Here is an 18,230-nt window from a genome sequence, read left to right as displayed (position 1 = left end):
AACTTCTGTGTTTACCGCCTGATTGATGATGTGGCCGGGTGGCTGCCGCCCGCCTTGGAGACGTGATGAGCAAAATCGACCTTGATATTTCCAACCTGCCCGACACGACGGTGTCCGTGCGGGAGGTTTTCGGCATTGATACGGATCTGCGGGTTCCCGCCTATTCCCAGGGCGACGCCTATGTGCCTGATCTCGATCCCGACTATCTTTTCGACCGCGACACGACGCTCGCGATCCTTGCCGGTTTTGCTCACAACCGACGTGTCATGGTCTCCGGCTTCCACGGCACGGGTAAATCCACCCATATCGAGCAGGTGGCTGCCCGTCTCAACTGGCCCTGCGTGCGCGTCAACCTCGACAGCCATGTCAGCCGTATCGATCTCGTCGGCAAGGACGCCATCGTCCTGAAAGACGGCAAACAGGTTACCGAATTCAAGGACGGCATCCTGCCCTGGGCCTACCAGCACAATGTCGCGCTTGTCTTCGATGAATATGATGCCGGTCGCCCGGATGTGATGTTCGTGATCCAGCGCGTGCTGGAATCGTCTGGCCGCCTGACCCTGCTCGACCAGAGCCGCGTTATCCGTCCTCATCCGGCCTTCCGCATTTTCGCGACCGCCAACACCATCGGCCTTGGTGATACGACGGGGCTTTACCACGGCACGCAGCAGATCAACCAGGCGCAGATGGACCGCTGGTCCATCGTCACCACGCTGAACTATCTGCCGCATGAGCAGGAAGTGAACATCATCGCCGCCAAGGTGAAGAGCTTCGACAATCCGAAGGGACGCGAAACCGTCTCCAAGATGGTGCGCGTGGCGGATCTTACCCGTTCGGCTTTCATCAATGGCGATCTCTCCACCGTCATGAGCCCGCGTACCGTCATCACCTGGGCGGAAAATGCGGAAATCTTCGGCGATCTCGCCTTTGCCTTCCGCGTGACCTTCCTCAACAAGTGCGACGAGCTGGAGCGCACGCTGGTGGCCGAACAGTATCAGCGGGCCTTTGGCGTCGAACTGAAGGAAAGCGCTGCGAACATCGTTCTCAGCGCCTGATCGTTCCCGGCTTGCCCGGAAAAGATCATCCATGACTTGAGGACGCCGGCGGATCGCGCATCCAGAGATGCGTGGGCCGTAGGCGTCGACAATCGACAGGAAAGACAATGGCAGCGCGCGGCGACAATTCCAGAGCGAAACCGGGTACGGCGGTCGATACGGAACCGTTGCGTCAGGCGATTGCCGGATGCGTGCGATCCGTCGCTGGCGATGCCGAAGTCGAAGTCGTTTTCGCCAATGAACGGCCGGGTCTTGCCGGCGAGCGCATGCGCCTGCCGGAAATTTCCAAGAAACCCACCGCGCAGGAAATCGCGATAACCCGCGGCCTCGGCGATTCCATGGCGCTGCGTCTCGCCTGCCACGATGCGGATACCCATGCGGTGATGTCTCCGCAGGGCGCTGAAGCGCGGTTGATCTTCGATGCGGTGGAGCAGGCGCGCGTTGAATCGATCGGTGCGCTGCGCATGCCGGGCATGGCTTCCAATATGCATGCCATGAACACGGAAAAATACGCCAAGGCGAATTTTGCCGGTATTACAAAACAGGATGATGCTCCTCTTGCCGAAGCCGTTTCGCTGTTGGTGCGCGAGAAGCTGACAGGCGAAAAGCCGCCGGAAAGTGCCGGCAAGGTTCTCGACCTCTGGCGCGACTTCATCGAGGACAAGGCTGCCGGCGACCTGAACGATCTTTCCAGGGTGATCGGCGACCAGAAGGCGTTTTCGCGTCTGGTGCGCAAGATGCTGACCTCCATGCAGATGGCGGAGGATTTCGGCGACGAGGATAACGAGCCGGAAAGTCAGGAAGCGGAATCCAACGAGGACCAGCCGCGCACCAACGAGACCGAAGAAGAGCAGGTCGAGGAAGAGGCCGGCTCCGACGCGACGCCCGCCGATGAGAACGAGGCCTCGCAGGAGGAAATGGAAGAAGGCGAGATGGACGGCGCCGAGATGTCGGACGAGGAAATGTCCGACGATCTCGACGAGGATTCCGAAACGCCCGGCGAGACCCGCCGTCCCAACAGCCCTTTCGATGATTTCAACGAGAAAGTCGATTACCGCATCTTCACGCAGGAATTCGACGAGGAAATCCACGCCGAGGAACTGTGCGACGAGGCCGAGCTTGACCGTCTGCGCGCCTTCCTCGACAAGCAGCTTGCTCATCTGCAGGGCGCTGTGGGGCGCTTGGCGAACCGTCTGCAGCGCCGCCTGATGGCGCAGCAGAACCGTTCCTGGGATTTCGATCTGGAAGAGGGTTATCTCGATCCGGCCCGCCTCGTCAGGCTCATCATCGATCCCATGCAGCCGCTCTCCTTCAAGAAGGAACGCGACACCAAATTCCGCGATACCGTGGTTTCGCTGGTCATCGACAATTCCGGTTCGATGCGCGGCCGTCCGATCACGGTTGCCGCCACCTGCGCCGATATTCTGGCGCGTACCCTGGAGCGCTCCGGTGTAAAGGTGGAAATTCTGGGCTTCACCACCAAGGCATGGAAGGGCGGGCAATCGCGTGAGCAATGGCTCGCCAGCGGCAAGCCGGCTTCGCCGGGCCGCCTTAACGATCTGCGCCATATCATCTACAAGTCGGCGGATGCGCCGTGGCGGCGCGCACGGCGCAATCTCGGCCTGATGATGCGCGAAGGCTTGCTCAAGGAAAACATCGACGGCGAGGCGCTGATGTGGGCGCATAATCGCCTGATCGGCCGCCCCGAGCAGCGCAAGATCATGATGATGATCTCTGATGGTGCGCCGGTGGACGATTCAACCCTGTCGGTCAATCCGGGCAACTATCTGGAGCGGCACCTGCGCGCCGTTATCGAGCAGATCGAAACGCGTTCGCCTGTGGAGCTGCTGGCAATCGGTATCGGTCATGACGTGACACGTTATTACCGCCGCGCGGTCACCATTGTGGATGCGGACGAGCTGGCTGGCGCGATGACCGAACAGCTCGCGGCGCTCTTTGAAGATACGAGCGGCGCTGCCGGTTCGTCCCGCAGGGTCCGTCGTGCGGGATAAGCAGGGCGGGGCGTCCTCCATCCGCATAACGCTCTTGATGGCCGCCATTCTGGCGGCCGTATCGCTTTGTCCGGTTTCCATTGGCGCGTCCGCCATCGATGTGCCGGTCAGCGTCCGTCAGCTCTCCGGTTTCGAGGTCGGCACCAGCGAAAAACGTTTCGGCAAGCTGGAATTCATTGGCGGCATGGTGATGAGTGCGCCGGAAAAGTTGTTCGGCGCTATCTCCTCCATTCGGTTCCGCCCCAACGGAGAAGACTTCGTTGCGGTGCTGGATACCGGCCACTGGCTGACCGGTAGGGTCACACGTGACGCTGTCGGGGCGCTGTCTGGTCTTGCTGAAGTCCGTATTACCCCGATGCTGGACATGAATGGCCGCGAACCGCCGCGCAAGATGGAGATGGATGCGGAAGGGCTGGCGCTGCGCGGCGGCAGGGTTTTCGTCAGTTACGAGCAACGCCACAGGATCGATATCTATCCCGATCCGGGCTTTGCCACCTCGAAGCCACTTGGTCGTCTGCCGCATCTCATTCCCAATAATGAGCTGCGCCACAATGGCGGCATGGAGGCGCTGGCGGTCTCGCCAGCCGATTCGCCGCTCGCCGGCGCTCTCGTCGTCGTTGCGGAGAAAAGCATTGATGCGGACGGCAATCTTCTCGCCGCGATCCTTGAGGGGCCGCTGAAAGGCACATTCGCGGTTACCCACCATCCCTCGTTCGACGTGACTGATGGCGCATTCCTGCCCAATGGCGACCTGTTGCTGCTCGAGCGCCGCTTCAATTTTGCCGAAGGCGTCGGCATGCGCATCCGCCGCATCCGCGGTGCTGATATCCAGCCGGGCGCGGTGGTGGATGGTGAAATCCTCATGGAAGCCGGCATGGCCTACCAGATCGACAATATGGAAGGCATGGATGTGGTGAAGGGGCCGGATGGTTCGACGCGCCTCGTCATCATTTCTGATGACAACCACTCTTTCCTCCAGCGCAACCTGATGCTGGAATTCAGACTAGTGGAGTAAAATCAAGTCTGCTGCTGCGCCGCCTTGTAGGCAGCCATCAGATCCTCGACGGGAATGCCGTCGATCTTCATGCCGGTCATTCGGCATGACGTTATCTGCGCACCGGACAGATTTGAGTTGCTCAGTTTCAGACCGGAAAAATTGACGTCATCGATCGACCAGCCGGACATGTTGTTATCCGTGAACGACGCACCCGACAAATTAATATTGTTGAAGCTCGCCCCGGAAAGATTGACGTTGTCGAAGACCGTGCCGGAAAGATTGACGTCATTGAAGGTTGAGCCTGAAAGCGTAGCGCTGGCGGCTTCTACAATGTCGATAACGTCCTTGATCTGCATGTCTACCTGCCTCCGCGCTGTGCCACGGACGACAGACTGCAATGCTGACGGCTGGCTTGCAAGCGCGATTTGATCCGCGCTTGACGGTCTCAAACGCGGCCGGTTTTGACGGCGCCCGGCATCGGCTTCAGCGTGTTCATCAGCGCGCCGTAAGGCAGGAGCATGACAAGGCCGACGAGAACCTTCACCGAAAGATCACCCAGGGCCCATGAAATCCAACGGGGCGCTTCCACGGCGAAGACACCGAGGATGGGAGCGTTTTCGATGGCGAAGGCATCGTTGGGGCCGACGAAGGAGAAGCTTGCCGCAAAGGCGATGGAGAAGAAGAGCGCCGTATCCAGCACCGAACCCAGCATGGAGCCGGCCAGCGGCGCATGCCACCAGCGCTGGCGGCGCAGGCGGTTGAACACGGAAATGTCCAGCAGCTGACCGATCAGATAAGCCGTCCCAGAGGCGACTGCAATGCGTGGAATGGATGTCCAGAAAGACAGCGTGACCCCGACGACGAAGCCAGCAAGCACGACGCGGCGCGCTATGGATGGGCCAAACTGGCGGTTCGTCAGGTCCGTGACAAGGAAGGCGATTGGATAGGTGAAGGCACCCCAGGTCAGTAGGTCGCCGAGATTGATGCCGAACAGCGAACCGGAAAGCGGATATTGCACCAGAATATTGGACGCAACGACCACGAGGGTCATCAGCACGACATAGATAAGCGTATAGCGCAGGTAGAGCATTTTTTTATCCTGGGTGATGCCACCAGTTGGAACCGGATTAAACAAGCAAAAGGCTTGAGCGGCCAAAGCCAGTCAAGCCTTCCGAATGTCGATGATGTCGAAACTGCTATTAAGCAGCTTCAGCCGTCTTCTTGGCGATCTGGCGGCGCAGGAGACGAGCGCGCATGCTCAGTTCGTTTTCGCCGGACTTCAGAAGGAAGGCATCGAGGCCGCCACGGTGTTCAACGGAGCGCAGAGCGGCTGCGGAAACACGCAGGCGGAAACGCTGGCCGAGAGCATCGGAGATCAACGTAACCTGGCAAAGGTTCGGAAGGAACCGGCGCTTGGTCTTGTTGTTGGCGTGGCTGACGTTGTTGCCCGTCTGGACGCCCTTGCCGGTCAATTCGCATACACGGGACATGGGTACACCTATTTCGTTTCGTCTGTTTCACCACTGGCTCGCCACCGGCAAAAACCGGGGTGGCAATCCAACTGGCCATGATTGGAAAGTTGCGGTTCTATAGTCAGACGAGACTTAACAGTCAAGCCGCTCGCGAGCAAATGAAAGGAAATTCCGGCGTTTTCAACCGGCATCCGCTTTTTTATTGCCACAAGTCGGCGTATATCATCGCCCGATAAGGCCGCTTCCGCGCCTCTTTTAAGGTGATATCGAAATGATTGCCAGAGGAAAAAGCATTTTCGTGGCCGCGACAATGGCGTTAGCGGGTGTCTCCCCCTCGCTCGCTGCCGAAGCGCGCCACACAAGCGAATACAGCATCAATCTCGGCATTTTGCCGATTGCCAAAGCGAGTTTTTCGACTCGCATGGATGGACCAAATTATTCGATCTCCGGGTCCTTCAGTGCCGCCGGTCTTGCCAGCATTCTCAAGGATATTTCCGGCAAGACGACCGTTTCCGGCGCGAGACGTGGCCACCGGCTGCAGGCCAACGAGTATTCGCTGGTCTATAAGGACGGTAAGCGGGTGCGCACCTATGACGTCGTCTATCGCAACGGCAACGTGACATCGACGACGGTGAAACCGGAGCCGAAGACACGGCCGGACAATTGGGTTGATGTGAAAGACCGCGACCTGCGCTCGGTTCTCGATCCAATTTCCGGTCTCATCATTCCCGCGGGCGGCCGCATCTGCCCGACTCGCCTGCCGATCTATGACGGCGAATCGCGACTCGATCTCGTTTTGAGCTCCAGCGGCACCAAGCCGTTCAAGACCAATGGTTTTAATGGCGATGCCATCGTCTGCAAGGCGCGTTATGTGCCGAAGTCGGGTTACCGGCAGGGGCGCAAGGATATCGAATATCTGAAATCCATTTCGATGGAGATCTGGTTCGCCAAGTCGAACAACATGGATGTCTATGCGCCTGTTTATGCGATCATCCCGACGCGGGTGGGACAGGTCTACATCACCGCCACGAAATACGGCGGCTGACTAAGGCTGATGGTAGTGTAAGAAAAGCAGACGTTGCGGCGTATTTTTTCTCGCCGCCAGGGAGAGGGTGGCCCGAAGGGTCGGATGAGAGGGCAGGCTCTCGCTTTGCCTCCTCATCCCGCTGCCAGCATTGCTCTGAAAGTTACTGCGCATCCCCAGGCGACCAGCCGGGTTCGGCCATGACGAAACTCGAAAAGGCAAAGCCCGGCGAGACGGTGCAGCCGACGAGGGTATAATCACCGAGGCTTTCGGCCGACTGCCAGCAATTGGCGGGAACGATGACCTGCGGGCGCTCGCCTTCCAGAATGGCAGGGCCGAGCGTGAAGGTCTGCACTTCCCGGCCATCCTGCGAAAGATGCAGCGCGATCGGCGCGCCGGCATAATAGTGCCAGACTTCCACCGCATCGGTTACCCGATGCCAGTGCGAGCGATCGCCTTTTTCCAGGAGATAATAGATGGCCGTCGAATGACCGCGATCGCCGCCGGCCTTGTCACGGAAAGTCTGGTGGTAAAAACCGCCCTCGGGATGCGGCTCCAGCCCCAGTTCACGAATGATCGCCTGCGCAGATATATCCGTTCCCATCAGAAATTATCCTTGCGCGTGCGGATTTCCGCGAAGACGTCGGCATCGGTGGCGCTTTCCAGACCAAGATTTTTGCGAATGCCGGTATCCGCCACCCGCATATAGGGGTTGGTCTGTTTTTCGAGCCCGATGGTGGTGGGAATGGTGAATTCATTCGCCTGCCGTGCCTTTTCCACCTTTTCCGCGCGGTCACGCAGCGCGGCATTGTCGGGGTCGACGGTCAGGGCAAAGCGGGCATTGCTCAGCGTGTATTCATGGCCGAAATAGACCTTGGTCTCATCCGGCAAAGCCATCAGCTTCTGGAAGGAATGCCACATATCCGCCGCCGGGCGTTCGAAAAGGCGGCCGCAGCCCATGGCAAACAGCGTATCGGCGGCAAACAGCAGCCCGTCATCCGGCATATAATAACAGATATGCCCCGCCGTATGGCCGGGTGTGGCGATGATCTGAACGCGGCGGCCGGCGAATTCGAATTCGTCGCCATCGGCCTGCGAGCGGTCGAGCCCCGGTATGGCCACGGCCTCATCATAAGGGCCGTAAATTTCGCACTGAAACTTGTCTTTCAGCGCAAGATTGGCTTCCACATGGTCCTGATGGTGATGCGTGGTGAAAATATGGGTGAGCTTCCAGCCGTGGCCGTCGAGAGCGTGCAGGATAGGGCCTTCTTCCGGCGCGTCGATGGCGGCAGTCGCCCCGCTTTCGGGGTCGTGCAACAGAACCCCGAAATTGTCGCTGCGGCAAAGAAAGACGTCTATTTCCAAAGGTTTCATCGTATCCTCTCCATTTGCCGGCCAAAACCGGCGCATTCGCCTGCCTGACTTTCCCAACTGACTTCCAATGTAAGGGCAGACGCCTTGAAGTCCAACCGCCTGATGCTACATTCTCGCCCATGAATACCGATATCGTCGATCTGCGCGAATTCTATCATTCTCCGCTTGGCCGCTCTGCCGAGCAGGCGATCACCATGGCGCTTTCGACGCTGTGGCCTCCCTTGCCGGAAGAGCGGCTGGTGGGCCTCGGTTATGCCGTGCCGTTTCTGGACCGGTTCCGCCGCGATACGGAGCGCACCTTTGCTTTCATGCCCGCGGGGCAGGGCGCCGTGAACTGGCCGGCCGGTGAGCTTTCATCCACCGCGCTGGTGTTCGACGAGGAGCTGCCGCTGCCCGATTCGTCGATAGACCGGGTTCTCATGGTGCATGCGCTGGAATTTGCCGAAAATCCGCGGGAAAGCCTCAAGGAACTATGGCGGGTACTGGCGCCGGGCGGCCGCCTGGTCATCGTGGTGCCGAACCGCCGCGGCGTCTGGGCGCGCATGGAACACACGCCTTTCGGTTCCGGCCGGCCCTATTCGCGCGGGCAGCTGACGGCGCTGTTGCGCGAAACCAATTTCACGCCGGGCGCCACCGCCGAGGCGCTGTTCTTTCCGCCCACTACAAGCCGGCCGGTGCTGAAATTCCGCCGTTACCTCGAACATACCGGGCGTCGTCTCTGGCCGCTGTTTTCCGGCGTCATCGTGGTGGAAGCGCAAAAACGTCTCTATCAGGGATTGCCAGTCACCCAGCGCGCCTCGCGCCGGGTTTTCGTGCCGGTACTCGCGCCACAGGGGGTGCCCACCACCCGCGCGGCCGCAAGCCAAGGAAAGCCGCGCTGACCCTCGACAAAGCGACCGTTCCGGTCTAATGCCTCCGGCATTGCTTTTGCCGGGTTCTCCGGCGCTTTCCAAAGGTCGATCAAATGAGTGCAGAGCTTAGCCAACCTGTTCCGCGTCCGGGTATTCTGGATATCGCCGCTTATGTTCCGGGCAAGGAGCATGTGGATGGCGTTGCGAAGGTTTATAAGCTCTCCTCCAATGAAACCCCGCTCGGGCCAAGCCCGAAAGCCATCGAGGCTTTCGGTGCGGCGGCCAGCCATCTGGAAATCTATCCGGACGGGCAGGCGATTGCGTTGCGGCAGGCCATTGCCGACGTGCATGGCCTCAACATCGCAAATATCCTGTGCGGCAACGGCTCGGACGAGCTTCTCGGCCTGCTTTGCCACGTCTATCTGGGTGCGGGCGATGAGGCGATCATCACCGAACACGGTTTCCTCGTCTACAAGATTCAGATCATGGGTGCGGGCGCGACACCGGTGACGGTGAAGGAAAAGGATTGCGCTGTCGATGTGGACGCGATCCTCGCCGCCGTGACGCCGAAGACCAAAATGGTGTTCATCGCCAATCCCGGCAATCCCACCGGCACCTATGTTCCGGTTGCGGAAATTCGCCGCCTGCAGGCCGCCCTGCCGAAACATGTTCTGCTGGTGCTGGATGCGGCCTATGCCGAATATGTGCGCAAGAACGACTATGAGGCCGGGCTGGAACTGGTTTCCGGCAACCGCAACGTGGTGATGACCCGGACCTTCTCGAAGGTCTATGGCCTTGCCGCCCTGCGCGTGGGCTGGATGTATGGTCCGGCCGCCATCGTCGACGCGCTGAACCGTGTGCGCGGGCCGTTCAACATGAGCGCGCCGGCCATCGCAGCGGGTGCCGCTGCCATCCGCGATCAGGCTTTCGTCGAAAAAGCCGTGGCGCACAACGCGGTGTGGATGGAAAAGCTGGTCACGACCTTTACCGGCCTCGGCCTCACCGTCACGCCGTCAGTCACCAACTTCATCCTCATCCATTTTCCGGATCAGGACGGCAAGCGGGCAACGGACGCTGACGAGTTCCTGAGCCGCCGCGGGTACATTCTGCGTGCGGTGCGCGGTTACGGTTTCCCCAATGCGCTCAGAATGACCATCGGTTCGGAAGAGGCCAATCTTGGCGTCATCGCTGCTCTCAACGAGTTCATGGGACGGGCTTGATGGCTGAGATCATGTTTGAACGCATCGCGCTGATCGGCATCGGCCTGATCGGCTCGTCCATTGCCCGGGACATCAAGGAACTGGGGCTCGCCCGCCATGTGATTATTTCCACCCGCAGCGAAGATACGCTGAAACGGGCGGAAGAACTGGCGCTTGGCACGGATTATACCGTCTCGGCGGCGGAAGCGGTGAAGGATGCCGATCTCGTCATCGTTTCCGTGCCTGTCGGCGCGTCTGAAAGCGTGGCGCGGCAGATCGCACCGCATCTGAAACCGGGCGCCATCGTTACCGATGTGGGCTCCACCAAGGCTTCCGTCATCGCACAGATGGCGCCGCATATGCCTGATAACGTGCATTTCATTCCCGGCCACCCGCTGGCAGGTACGGAAAAATCCGGCCCGGATGCCGGTTTTGCCGGCCTCTTCCGTGACCGCTGGTGCATCTTCACTCCGCTGCCGGGCACGGACGCGGCAGCGCTGGAAAAGCTGAAGGATTTCTGGCGGGCGCTCGGTTCGCGCGTGGATGAAATGGATGCCGAACACCACGACAAGGTTCTGGCGATCGTTTCGCATCTGCCGCATATCATCGCCTATAACATCGTCGGCACCGCGGATGATCTGGAGACGGTGACCGAATCGGAAGTCATCAAATATTCTGCCTCCGGTTTCCGCGACTTCACACGTCTGGCCGCCTCCGATCCTACCATGTGGCGCGACGTCTGCCTGCACAACAAGGACGCCATCCTTGAGATGCTGGCCCGGTTTTCCGAGGATCTCGCCTCCCTGCAAAGAGCGATTCGCTGGGGAGAGGGCGACAAACTGTTCGAGCTGTTCTCGCGCACCCGCGCTATTCGTCGCTCCATCGTGCAGGCAGGTCAGGACGTCGATGCGCCCGACTTCGGTCGTCACGCTCTGGATCAGAAGAAGTAGGGCGTCGCTGGCGACAGTCTTGGCCGGATTTGATCCGGCCATCAAACCGCTGGTAAAGTGTCAAAGCCTTGCTTTCGCCATCCTCGGGCTTGTCCCAAGGATGACGTCGATTACGGGCCAACCCTCAGATCGGCGGAATCTTGCCCAGCGGGATAAAGCCGCTGATCGTGGCGCGGCCGCGGTCCACTACGAGATCGACGGACGCCCTGTCACCGCCGCCGGCGAGTGCGCCGAGCAGCTTGCGCGCCGTGTCGATGGTGGATTGCAGCTGTGGAAACGCCTGCTTGGCATTGTCAGACCACGCGCCAAGCTTTTCGATCTCCAGCTTGAACTTGCCGGAGAGATAACCCTCGTTATCGAAGGAGAAGGGGCCGCTGATGCGCATGACACGGCCTTCGCCGATATCGGCGACCAGCCGGCGAAGCTCGCCGCTTGCGCCATAAAGGCCAGCTGTATCGCTGCCATCCACCATGCCCGCTTTGCCGGCGAGCGTGACATCGGCAATGGCGTTGAGGCGCGGAAGAATCTGCGGCCAGTCCTTGATGACGGTCGCGGAGTCCGTGAGCGTGATCGCGCCATCGAGATCGGCGCCGTTCTGGCGCAGGTGCATCTCCGTCTTGACGGCATCGAAGTCGATGGTCTGGCCGGTGACCGAGGAAACCGCCTGCGCCTTTAGCCCGTCGATGATGAGTGAGCTGCGGTCAATGCCCTTCAGCCTGGTGACGATGCTGGACTGCATGTTCTTCCATTCTGCTGAAATGGTCAGGCCGTGGGCCGAGCGGATTTCCGCAGGCGAATCGAGTTCCCAGACGATATGGCCGGGATTGTAGACCTGTGCCGCCGAGCGCAATTCGCCAAAAGAGGCGGAGACGCCGTTCTGGCTGTCATCCACCGTCACCTTCGCGCAGAAGAGGCCGATGCGGAAGGGATAACCCTTGAAGGCGATATCGCTGCATTCGCCGCTGACGCTGCGGGCCTGCGAGGGGGAAATCACGTTCAGGACAGTCTGCTTCAGCCTGTCGGCGGCGTAAAACCACCCGGCGGTATAAAGTCCGATAACCACGAGGATGGCGATGGCGAGCCAGAGGAATTTTTTGGCCGTGCCGGATTGGCTTGACGCTGCCATATTGATCTCCGATGAACAGACTTCAGGGAATTTTGATTTGGCTTGGGATATGGACGATTTTTGGGTCTTTGGCTACGGTTCGTTAATGTGGAACCCTGGCTTCGCCTTTGAGGAGAGGCAGCAGGCACGATTGCACGGTTATCGGCGCTCGCTCTGCATCAGCTCCAATTTTTACAGAGGCACGGAAGAAAAGCCCGGCCTCGTTCTCGGGCTGGAACGCGGTGGCTCATGTCTTGGCGTCGCTTTTCGCGTGCGGGGCAAGGATCATGATCCCGTCATGGCCTATCTGCGTGAGCGCGAACTGGTGACGAACGTCTACAAGGAGCGGGTAGTTTCGATCGCGCTTTCCGACGGCCGGCGCGGCAGCGCCGTGACATATGTGGCCGATCCCGCGCATGAACAATATATCGGCGGTCTCGGCGTTGCCGAATCGGCTGTCATCATCGCGGCTGCGGCCGGTCGCTCCGGTCCGAACACGGATTACGTCTTCAACACCGTGCAGCATCTGCAGGACATGGGCATACGCGATTCCTTGCTGGAGAGCATCGCTGCCAATGTCGGCGCGCTTGTCGCTCAGCCAGCCGTTGATTCCTTGCCCTGAAGTTCGGCAATCCGCTTCACCGCAGTCGGCGGCAAGGGCAAATGCGGATTGTTGCGCACGGTTTCCAGCAGCAATTCGTCGCTCGCCTTTTCCGTGACATCGATCAGGCGCTTGAAGAACACATCGGGGTCGAGCCCCGGTTCGATGGCGGGCAGGATACGCACCTTGAAATGGCCGGGATACCGCATGGTGGAACGGCGCGGCCAGAAGAGGCCCGGATGCATGGCGACGGGAATGACCGGAACCTGAAGGTCACGGTACAGCCTCGCGATGCCGTAACGATATTCAGGCTCGGCGCCCGGCGGCCGGCGTGTCCCTTCGGGATAGATGATGAGTTCGCGGCCCGCGGCCATTTCCTCTTTCGCGCGCTCCATCACCTTCAGCATCACCTTACCGCGTGCGGCGCGGTTTACCGGGATCATCCTCTGTTTCATCGCGTACCAGCCGAACAGCGGGATCCACAAAAGTTCGCGCTTGAGAATATAGACCGGATCGGGAAGGTTGGGCAGCAGCGCATAGGTGTCCCAGAAGGACTGGTGCTTCGGCGCGAAGATGCAGCCAGTCTCTGGAATGTTTTCCAGCCCTTCGATCTCGAAGGTGGTGCCGACGATGGTTTTCATCAGCCAGTGATTGGAGCGCGCCCAGTTCTTCGGGATTTCGTAGGCGATCTTGCGTGGCAGGATAAAATAGATCGGCGTCAGCACGATCATGCGGACAATCAGGTTGAGATAAAACAGCGTATTAAAAAGAAAAGAGCGCAGCTTGAGCATCAACAGCCTTCCCGGGACGCAGCCGTTTCGAAGTCTTTAGCGCTTCGATGCCGGATGCCGATGTCAGACGCCTACACGAAAACAAGGGGCGGCAGCAAGCGTGTTTCTGGATGCTTATGAGGAAGCTGCAGTGACTTTAGGTGCAGTGTGATCGGCAGTGGCCTTGCGCAGGCCATCGCCCTTGCCGAAGCCCGTCAGGTCACGTCCGGCCGCCGCCACGAATTTCAGATATTCATAAAGCATGGTTCTCACCACATCCGGTTCCGCGAACCAGTTGGTGCGGGCAAGATCGGCGCTGATGACGGGATAGGCGATGAATTGCGTCTGTGGGCTGGCGCTGCGCAATTCATGAAGGCTGCGATGCATGTGATAATTATTTGTGACGACCACGATGGAAGAGTAGTTGTGATCGCGTATCCAGCTCGCCGCCTCATTGGCGTTACCGATCGTATCTATCGCCTTGTAGCCCATGTCCACGCAGCAGGTGAACATATCGGACGACCCTTGCGTCATCTTGCGTATCTGCGAGCGGGTTGTGGCCGGGTTGACGCCTGAAATCAAAAGCCGTTTGCCCACGCCGTCTCTCAGAAGGCCGACCGCCTGTTCGATGCGCTGATAACCGCCAGTGAGCACGATGATGGCATCGCCTCTGGCACCCTCGGGCGGGCGCATCGAGGCGACAGAATCGGCAAACCACAGGAAACCACCGGAAAATGCGCCGAGCGCGATGACGCAGAGCAGGATGAGGCCGCGGATAAAACGGCGCAATGGACCACGCCGCGCCAAAAGCCCCTTTCGGGCCGGTCGCGTCGCTGCCTGATCCTGGTCCGTCCGACTCACAAACATTCCTCCTGATTACTCGCCGATTAAGGCAAGGAACAGGCATTTTTGTCCACCGTCCGCAGGTTACATCCCGTTCGTGACGGTTTCAGTTTTTCCGCTAGATTCATCGTGTCATCACGATGCCAGGCCGTCGCTTTTCGACGGATCGGACCGGACGCGATCGATATCGTCGATGGTGCGGATGACGGTGACGCGTGCGGTGATGGTGGTGAGAAGCGCGATGATGATCATCGTCATCGCAATGCCGAAATAACCGCCAAGGCCGACGGAAAAGGAGCCAAAAAGCGCACTTGCCTGATCGCTCTGGGGGGTGGCGACGGTGCTCGACTGCCAGAAACCGGCGACGAGGAACACGGCGGCTGCCAGCGCACTGCCCGCTGCCGCGCCCTTGAGGCTGATCTTCAGGAAGTGTTTCTGGAATTCCCGCGCCACGAAGCTGCTCTCCGCGCCGACAAAATGCAGAACCTCGACAATGTGCCGATTGCCGGAAAGCGCGCCGCGGGTGGCAAATACGACAGTCAGCACCATGGCTGTGAACACGAGAACGAGGACGCCAACGCCGATCATGACAGTGGTTCTTGCCATGGAAACGAGCCGGTCGACCCAGGTGCGATGGTCGTCCAGAAATGCCTGTGGAATCTCGGCCTTCAGCATATCCCGCATCGCCTGGAAATCGGGCGGATTGTTTTCATCGATGGTGATGACGACGAGACGCGGTATGGGAAGTTCGGAGAGATCGAGCCCGCTGCCGAGCCACGGCTCCAGCAGGCGCGATGTCGCCGCATCGTCAAGAATGGTGCCATCGCGGGTGCCGACGAAGGTGAGCGCCAGATTGCGCACCTTGTTCAGCGCTGCATTCATGTCCAGCCCGTCCTCGGGTTTGATCTGGATGGTGATCTCACGGGAAATCTGGCTCTGCCACGTGGCGGCGGTGGCGCGCACCATGGAAACGGCGCCGAGCGTGAGGCAGGCGAGAAAAGCCATGATGGCGATGACCACCATCAGCGCATTGCCCTGAATGTTGGAGGGCGGCAGAATGGGTGCCATCGGGCGGATGCGCATGGGCGGACGCTTCGGCTGCGCCGCTTCCGGCTTCAACGGTTTGCGGGTGATCTCATTCATAGATGTCGAGCCGCCCTTCGGTCAGGATCATCCGGCGCGCATCGATCTGGTCCATCAGGCCGAAGTCATGGGTGGCGATAACGACGGCGGTGCCCAGCCGGTTGAGTTCCAGAAACAGGTTGAGAAGGCGCTTGGCCATCGGCGGATCAACATTGCCGGTCGGCTCGTCGGCCAGCAATATTTCCGGCTGGTCCATCAGCGCGCGGGCAATGGCGGCGCGCTGCTTCTCGCCGCCGGAAAGGATCGCCGGCAGCACGTTGACACGCTCGCCGAGCCCAACCCATTTCAGAAGCTCAATCACGTCATTGCGATAGGCGCTTTCTTCCTTGCCACGCACGCGCAGCGGCAGGGCGACATTCTCATAGGTCGTCAGATGATCAAGCAGCCGGAAATCCTGAAACACGATGCCGACGCGTCGGCGCAACATCGGCAGCTCGCTGCGCGGAATGCGTGACACATCGCGATTGAACATGCGGATATTGCCGCGGGTCGGCTGCAGCGACATCAGTAGCAGGCGCAGGAGCGTCGTCTTGCCGGCGCCCGAGGGGCCGGTCAGAAACTGGAACGACCCTTTAGGAATATCGAAGGTCATGTCCCTCAGGATTTCGGGTCCCATGCCGTAACGCAACCCGACATTTTCGAAATGGATCAACGGACTTCCAGTCTCTTCGTTTCGTGGTGGTTCGCAAGCCGCTGGGATGAAGCCGGAGGGCGCGGTCTACCCCGGTTCGGGACGCCCGGCGAGCGGTTTTTGCGAAGCATTAACCATTTAAATTTAAAACTTGGCAGGATTCGTTGCAATGCCCAGTTTTGCGGGCCGGAAAACCTCACCCAAGGAATTCTATGGCTATGTTCCGTTCATCTCGCCGGCAAGCGGCATTCGATTTTGACCTCCTGATGCCGGAGACGCCGCTGCGCCGCACGGCGCGGGCGGCAAACCCGACAGTTGACGTGGTAGACGCGGAATTTGTCACCATCAAGGAAAACCGTCCGCGCCAGCCCGGAAACGACAATCGCGGCGCGAGGCCCCTGGACGGTGCAAAACCACCTGTCACCATCGGTGTGCTCGGCCTCGCCTTCATCGGCTGGCTGGATCGAAGATTATCCCTCCTTTCGGCGGACGCTTATTCCGCGCTGGTGGCGGGGCTCGCCATTCTTGTTTTTGTCTGTTCAGGCGGCCTCTCCGTGGTGGTGCCGGAAAAGACCGCTGTAGCAGCGTCGGTCAGCCCCCTCGCTATTTCCCATGTCACCGTGACGCCGCAGGAGGCGGGCGGTATGGATATCCTGCTTATCAATGGTATCGTGGAGAATAACGGCGGCAAGCTCGAAGAGGTGCCGGCCCTTCGCGCGGACCTTTTTGCCGCCAAGGGACAACTGGTGGCCAGCATGGTCATTGAACCGCCGGTTAAACAGATGCAGCCCGGTTTCAGCCACGGTTTTTCGGCAAAACTGCGCCATCCCGGTGGAAAAACGCCCGAGATCAAGCTTTCCTTCGTTGAGGCGGGTGCGTCCGGACGCTGACTGTGCTAACGCCTGTCTTCTATTTTTACTGAAAGGTAAATCGGCAAGGCGCAGCACAGGAGTAAGAATGCCCGTCGTCCGTGGAAAAAATATCGAGCCGCTTTATACCGCCGAGCAGATTGCAGAGCGCAATCGCGACATGGCCAAGCACATTGCCAGCGGCCCGACCAAGGACCTGCTCGTCATCGCCGTGCTCAAGGGATCGTTCATTTTCGCGGCCGACCTTATCCGCGCGCTGCATGACAGTGGTCTTGCCCCCGAGGTCGAATTCATTACGCTGTCGAGCTATGGCACCGGCACGGTTTCGCAGGGCGTGAGGATCGTCAAGGATATCGACAGCGACGTGAAAGACCGCGACGTCCTGCTGATTGACGACATTCTCGAATCCGGCCGCACGCTGCGCTTCGCCAAGGAACTTCTTTACGAACGTGGCGCTCGCAACGTCACCATCGCCGTGCTTCTCGACAAGAAAGTCAAGCGCAAGGAAGATCTGGAAGCCGATTATGTCGGTTTCGAATGTCCTGATTATTTCGTGGTGGGTTACGGCATGGATGTCGCTTATGCGTTCCGCGAGCTGCCCTTCGTCGGCGTTGTCACCGGCGACGCCTGAGCAGTTTTCCCGTGCCGGAACGGCACAGCGAAGAGACGCCTCATTAACCATTCACCCAGGCAAAGCCTGGGTGTTTACCTCTTGAAAAGAGGAGCCTGCGATGTTGCTCATGGCTGGAAATGATGCCCAGGAGCAATGAGTAATGGCGAAGATTCTGATTACCGAAGACGAGGATGCGCTGCGTTCTTTCGTGGCGCGGGCGCTCCGTCTCGACGGTCACGAGACCCATGAGGCGGTAGACGGCGAGCAGGGCCTGGAAAAGCTTCAGGAAACCAGTTTCGATCTTCTTCTTTCGGATATCCGCATGCCGGTCATGGATGGCATCGAGCTGGCGCACCGCGCCGCCGAAAGCTTCCCGGCCATGCGTATTTTGTTGATGACCGGTTACGCCGAGCAGCGCGAACGGGCGGATGATCTGGCGACGAAGATCGTGGACGTGGTTTCCAAACCTTTTGCGCTTCCGGATATTCGCAAGGCCGTGGCGCGGGCGCTTGCGGCCTGAGTGGTAAGGGCGCAGAGATTTAAAGGGCGGCCGTCGGGCCGCCTTTTTTGTTGGTCAGCCCCCTGGCTCAGCGCAGTTCCCTACCTCCGTCATTCCGGCCTTGAGCCGGAATCCAGCCAGCCCAAGTCCTTGGGCTGAAAGAACTCTTTCCGCCGCGCAGACGCGCGTCTGCTGGATGCCGGATCAAGTCCGGCATGACGG

At 59.7% G+C, this 18,230-nt stretch carries 21 protein-coding genes; 11 read left to right on the top strand and 10 right to left on the bottom strand.

Features of this window, described 5'->3' with window-relative positions; all coding sequences use genetic code 11:
- The first annotated feature begins 65 nt into the window (after positions 1–65).
- From cobS to EYD00_RS16815, 3 genes are all read left to right on the top strand, one after another.
- Positions 66–1,055, top strand: coding sequence for a cobaltochelatase subunit CobS (cobS, locus tag EYD00_RS16825; protein ID WP_004445672.1), 990 nt, complete (start codon positions 66–68; stop codon positions 1,053–1,055).
- A 107-nt stretch (positions 1,056–1,162) separates the two neighbouring features.
- On the top strand, positions 1,163–3,067 hold the full coding sequence (gene cobT / locus EYD00_RS16820; protein ID WP_034497238.1) for a cobaltochelatase subunit CobT: 1,905 nt from the start codon (positions 1,163–1,165) through the stop codon (positions 3,065–3,067).
- 37 nt (positions 3,068–3,104) lie between these two features.
- Positions 3,105–4,082 carry an esterase-like activity of phytase family protein gene (locus EYD00_RS16815; RefSeq protein WP_034497236.1) on the top strand — a complete coding sequence of 326 codons (978 nt, stop codon included), beginning with the start codon at positions 3,105–3,107 and terminating at the stop codon, positions 4,080–4,082.
- Between the two features lie 2 nt (positions 4,083–4,084).
- Here EYD00_RS16815 and EYD00_RS16810 read toward each other — a convergent pair whose 3' ends face one another.
- The 3 genes from EYD00_RS16810 to rpmB form a co-directional block, all read right to left on the bottom strand.
- A complete protein-coding gene (locus tag EYD00_RS16810) occupies positions 4,085–4,420 on the bottom strand; it encodes a pentapeptide repeat-containing protein (RefSeq protein WP_006697146.1) in 336 nt (111 codons plus the stop codon).
- Between the two features lie 89 nt (positions 4,421–4,509).
- On the bottom strand, positions 4,510–5,154 hold the full coding sequence (locus EYD00_RS16805) for a queuosine precursor transporter (RefSeq protein ID WP_004445666.1): 645 nt from the start codon (positions 5,152–5,154) through the stop codon (positions 4,510–4,512).
- 109 nt (positions 5,155–5,263) lie between these two features.
- On the bottom strand, positions 5,264–5,554 hold the full coding sequence (rpmB, locus tag EYD00_RS16800) for a 50S ribosomal protein L28 (protein WP_003509888.1): 291 nt from the start codon (positions 5,552–5,554) through the stop codon (positions 5,264–5,266).
- 253 nt (positions 5,555–5,807) lie between these two features.
- Here rpmB and EYD00_RS16795 point away from each other — a divergent pair, with 253 nt between their 5' ends.
- Positions 5,808–6,581, top strand: coding sequence for a DUF3108 domain-containing protein (locus EYD00_RS16795; RefSeq protein ID WP_004445663.1), 774 nt, complete (start codon positions 5,808–5,810; stop codon positions 6,579–6,581).
- A 142-nt stretch (positions 6,582–6,723) separates the two neighbouring features.
- On the opposite strand, the gene EYD00_RS16790 is transcribed toward EYD00_RS16795, so the two are convergent.
- Both EYD00_RS16790 and gloB read right to left on the bottom strand, forming a co-directional pair.
- Positions 6,724–7,164 carry a cupin domain-containing protein gene (locus EYD00_RS16790; RefSeq protein ID WP_004445662.1) on the bottom strand — a complete coding sequence of 147 codons (441 nt, stop codon included), beginning with the start codon at positions 7,162–7,164 and terminating at the stop codon, positions 6,724–6,726.
- Positions 7,164–7,934: a hydroxyacylglutathione hydrolase gene (gloB, locus tag EYD00_RS16785; protein WP_006697143.1), complete on the bottom strand. Its 771-nt coding sequence runs from the start codon at positions 7,932–7,934 to the stop codon at positions 7,164–7,166. Before gloB ends, EYD00_RS16790 begins: the two co-directional genes overlap by 1 nt.
- Positions 7,935–8,053: 119 nt before the next feature.
- On the opposite strand from gloB, the gene EYD00_RS16780 reads away from it, so the two are divergent.
- The 3 genes from EYD00_RS16780 (at position 8,054) to EYD00_RS16770 (ending at position 10,934) form a co-directional block, all read left to right on the top strand.
- Positions 8,054–8,815: a class I SAM-dependent methyltransferase gene (locus EYD00_RS16780; RefSeq protein ID WP_004445660.1), complete on the top strand. Its 762-nt coding sequence runs from the start codon at positions 8,054–8,056 to the stop codon at positions 8,813–8,815.
- Positions 8,816–8,898: 83 nt separating this feature from the next.
- Positions 8,899–10,005 carry a histidinol-phosphate transaminase gene (gene hisC / locus EYD00_RS16775; RefSeq protein ID WP_034497230.1) on the top strand — a complete coding sequence of 369 codons (1,107 nt, stop codon included), beginning with the start codon at positions 8,899–8,901 and terminating at the stop codon, positions 10,003–10,005.
- Entirely contained in the window at positions 10,005–10,934 is a 930-nt protein-coding gene (locus EYD00_RS16770; protein WP_034497228.1) for a prephenate/arogenate dehydrogenase family protein, read from the top strand. The genes hisC and EYD00_RS16770 overlap by 1 nt, the downstream gene beginning before the upstream one ends.
- A gap of 124 nt (positions 10,935–11,058) precedes the next feature.
- Here EYD00_RS16770 and EYD00_RS16765 read toward each other — a convergent pair whose 3' ends face one another.
- Positions 11,059–12,060, bottom strand: a complete 1,002-nt coding sequence (locus EYD00_RS16765; protein WP_004445657.1) for a DUF2125 domain-containing protein — start codon at positions 12,058–12,060, stop codon at positions 11,059–11,061.
- A 49-nt stretch (positions 12,061–12,109) separates the two neighbouring features.
- Between EYD00_RS16765 and EYD00_RS16760 the strand changes: the two genes are divergently transcribed.
- Complete coding sequence (locus EYD00_RS16760) at positions 12,110–12,661, top strand: gamma-glutamylcyclotransferase (protein WP_004445654.1); 552 nt, start codon at positions 12,110–12,112, stop codon at positions 12,659–12,661.
- Here EYD00_RS16760 and EYD00_RS16755 read toward each other — a convergent pair.
- The 4 genes from EYD00_RS16755 to ftsE form a co-directional block, all read right to left on the bottom strand.
- Positions 12,634–13,431 carry a lysophospholipid acyltransferase family protein gene (locus EYD00_RS16755; protein ID WP_004445653.1) on the bottom strand — a complete coding sequence of 266 codons (798 nt, stop codon included), beginning with the start codon at positions 13,429–13,431 and terminating at the stop codon, positions 12,634–12,636. The two genes, EYD00_RS16760 and EYD00_RS16755, sit on opposite strands and share 28 nt — an antisense overlap.
- A gap of 114 nt (positions 13,432–13,545) precedes the next feature.
- Complete coding sequence (locus EYD00_RS16750) at positions 13,546–14,277, bottom strand: YdcF family protein (RefSeq protein ID WP_034497226.1); 732 nt, start codon at positions 14,275–14,277, stop codon at positions 13,546–13,548.
- 111 nt (positions 14,278–14,388) lie between these two features.
- Complete coding sequence (locus tag EYD00_RS16745) at positions 14,389–15,396, bottom strand: cell division protein FtsX (protein WP_022563014.1); 1,008 nt, start codon at positions 15,394–15,396, stop codon at positions 14,389–14,391.
- The gene (ftsE, locus tag EYD00_RS16740; protein ID WP_004445648.1) at positions 15,389–16,048 is read right to left on the bottom strand and encodes a cell division ATP-binding protein FtsE; all 660 of its coding nucleotides are present in this window, start codon (positions 16,046–16,048) and stop codon (positions 15,389–15,391) included. The genes EYD00_RS16745 and ftsE overlap by 8 nt, the downstream gene beginning before the upstream one ends.
- Positions 16,049–16,245: 197 nt before the next feature.
- On the opposite strand from ftsE, the gene EYD00_RS16735 reads away from it, so the two are divergent.
- The 3 genes from EYD00_RS16735 (at position 16,246) to EYD00_RS16725 (ending at position 18,029) form a co-directional block, all read left to right on the top strand.
- On the top strand, positions 16,246–16,917 hold the full coding sequence (locus EYD00_RS16735) for a DUF3426 domain-containing protein (protein ID WP_034497223.1): 672 nt from the start codon (positions 16,246–16,248) through the stop codon (positions 16,915–16,917).
- 67 nt (positions 16,918–16,984) lie between these two features.
- On the top strand, positions 16,985–17,527 hold the full coding sequence (gene hpt, locus EYD00_RS16730; protein WP_004445644.1) for a hypoxanthine phosphoribosyltransferase: 543 nt from the start codon (positions 16,985–16,987) through the stop codon (positions 17,525–17,527).
- Between the two features lie 142 nt (positions 17,528–17,669).
- A complete protein-coding gene (locus EYD00_RS16725) occupies positions 17,670–18,029 on the top strand; it encodes a response regulator (protein WP_034497220.1) in 360 nt (119 codons plus the stop codon).
- Positions 18,030–18,230 lie beyond the last annotated feature (201 nt).

It is taken from the genome of Agrobacterium sp. 33MFTa1.1, from assembly GCF_004328495.1.
Lineage (GTDB): Bacteria > Pseudomonadota > Alphaproteobacteria > Rhizobiales > Rhizobiaceae > Agrobacterium > Agrobacterium pusense.
The sequence above is the reverse complement of the archived record's forward strand: the minus strand, read 5'-3'. Positions and strand labels throughout refer to the sequence as shown.

Bases quoted from the DNA above. Each gene is read 5' to 3' on its own strand.
- EYD00_RS16815 (WP_034497236.1), top strand. From the start codon at position 3,105: ATGGCCGCCATTCTGGCGGCCGTATCGCTTTGTCCGGTTTCCATTGGC.
- gloB (WP_006697143.1), bottom strand. From the start codon at position 7,934: ATGAAACCTTTGGAAATAGACGTCTTTCTTTGCCGCAGCGACAATTTC.
- EYD00_RS16745 (WP_022563014.1), bottom strand. From the start codon at position 15,396: ATGAATGAGATCACCCGCAAACCGTTGAAGCCGGAAGCGGCGCAGCCG.
- EYD00_RS16770 (WP_034497228.1), top strand. From the start codon at position 10,005: ATGGCTGAGATCATGTTTGAACGCATCGCGCTGATCGGCATCGGCCTG.
- EYD00_RS16810 (WP_006697146.1), bottom strand. From the start codon at position 4,420: ATGCAGATCAAGGACGTTATCGACATTGTAGAAGCCGCCAGCGCTACG.
- EYD00_RS16725 (WP_034497220.1), top strand. From the start codon at position 17,670: ATGGCGAAGATTCTGATTACCGAAGACGAGGATGCGCTGCGTTCTTTC.
- rpmB (WP_003509888.1), bottom strand. From the start codon at position 5,554: ATGTCCCGTGTATGCGAATTGACCGGCAAGGGCGTCCAGACGGGCAAC.
- EYD00_RS16755 (WP_004445653.1), bottom strand. From the start codon at position 13,431: ATGCTCAAGCTGCGCTCTTTTCTTTTTAATACGCTGTTTTATCTCAAC.
- cobT (WP_034497238.1), top strand. From the start codon at position 1,163: ATGGCAGCGCGCGGCGACAATTCCAGAGCGAAACCGGGTACGGCGGTC.
- EYD00_RS16795 (WP_004445663.1), top strand. From the start codon at position 5,808: ATGATTGCCAGAGGAAAAAGCATTTTCGTGGCCGCGACAATGGCGTTA.
- EYD00_RS16750 (WP_034497226.1), bottom strand. From the start codon at position 14,277: ATGTTTGTGAGTCGGACGGACCAGGATCAGGCAGCGACGCGACCGGCC.
- hpt (WP_004445644.1), top strand. From the start codon at position 16,985: ATGCCCGTCGTCCGTGGAAAAAATATCGAGCCGCTTTATACCGCCGAG.
- cobS (WP_004445672.1), top strand. From the start codon at position 66: ATGAGCAAAATCGACCTTGATATTTCCAACCTGCCCGACACGACGGTG.
- EYD00_RS16760 (WP_004445654.1), top strand. From the start codon at position 12,110: ATGGACGATTTTTGGGTCTTTGGCTACGGTTCGTTAATGTGGAACCCT.
- EYD00_RS16735 (WP_034497223.1), top strand. From the start codon at position 16,246: ATGTTCCGTTCATCTCGCCGGCAAGCGGCATTCGATTTTGACCTCCTG.
- EYD00_RS16765 (WP_004445657.1), bottom strand. From the start codon at position 12,060: ATGGCAGCGTCAAGCCAATCCGGCACGGCCAAAAAATTCCTCTGGCTC.
- EYD00_RS16805 (WP_004445666.1), bottom strand. From the start codon at position 5,154: ATGCTCTACCTGCGCTATACGCTTATCTATGTCGTGCTGATGACCCTC.
- EYD00_RS16780 (WP_004445660.1), top strand. From the start codon at position 8,054: ATGAATACCGATATCGTCGATCTGCGCGAATTCTATCATTCTCCGCTT.
- EYD00_RS16790 (WP_004445662.1), bottom strand. From the start codon at position 7,164: ATGGGAACGGATATATCTGCGCAGGCGATCATTCGTGAACTGGGGCTG.
- hisC (WP_034497230.1), top strand. From the start codon at position 8,899: ATGAGTGCAGAGCTTAGCCAACCTGTTCCGCGTCCGGGTATTCTGGAT.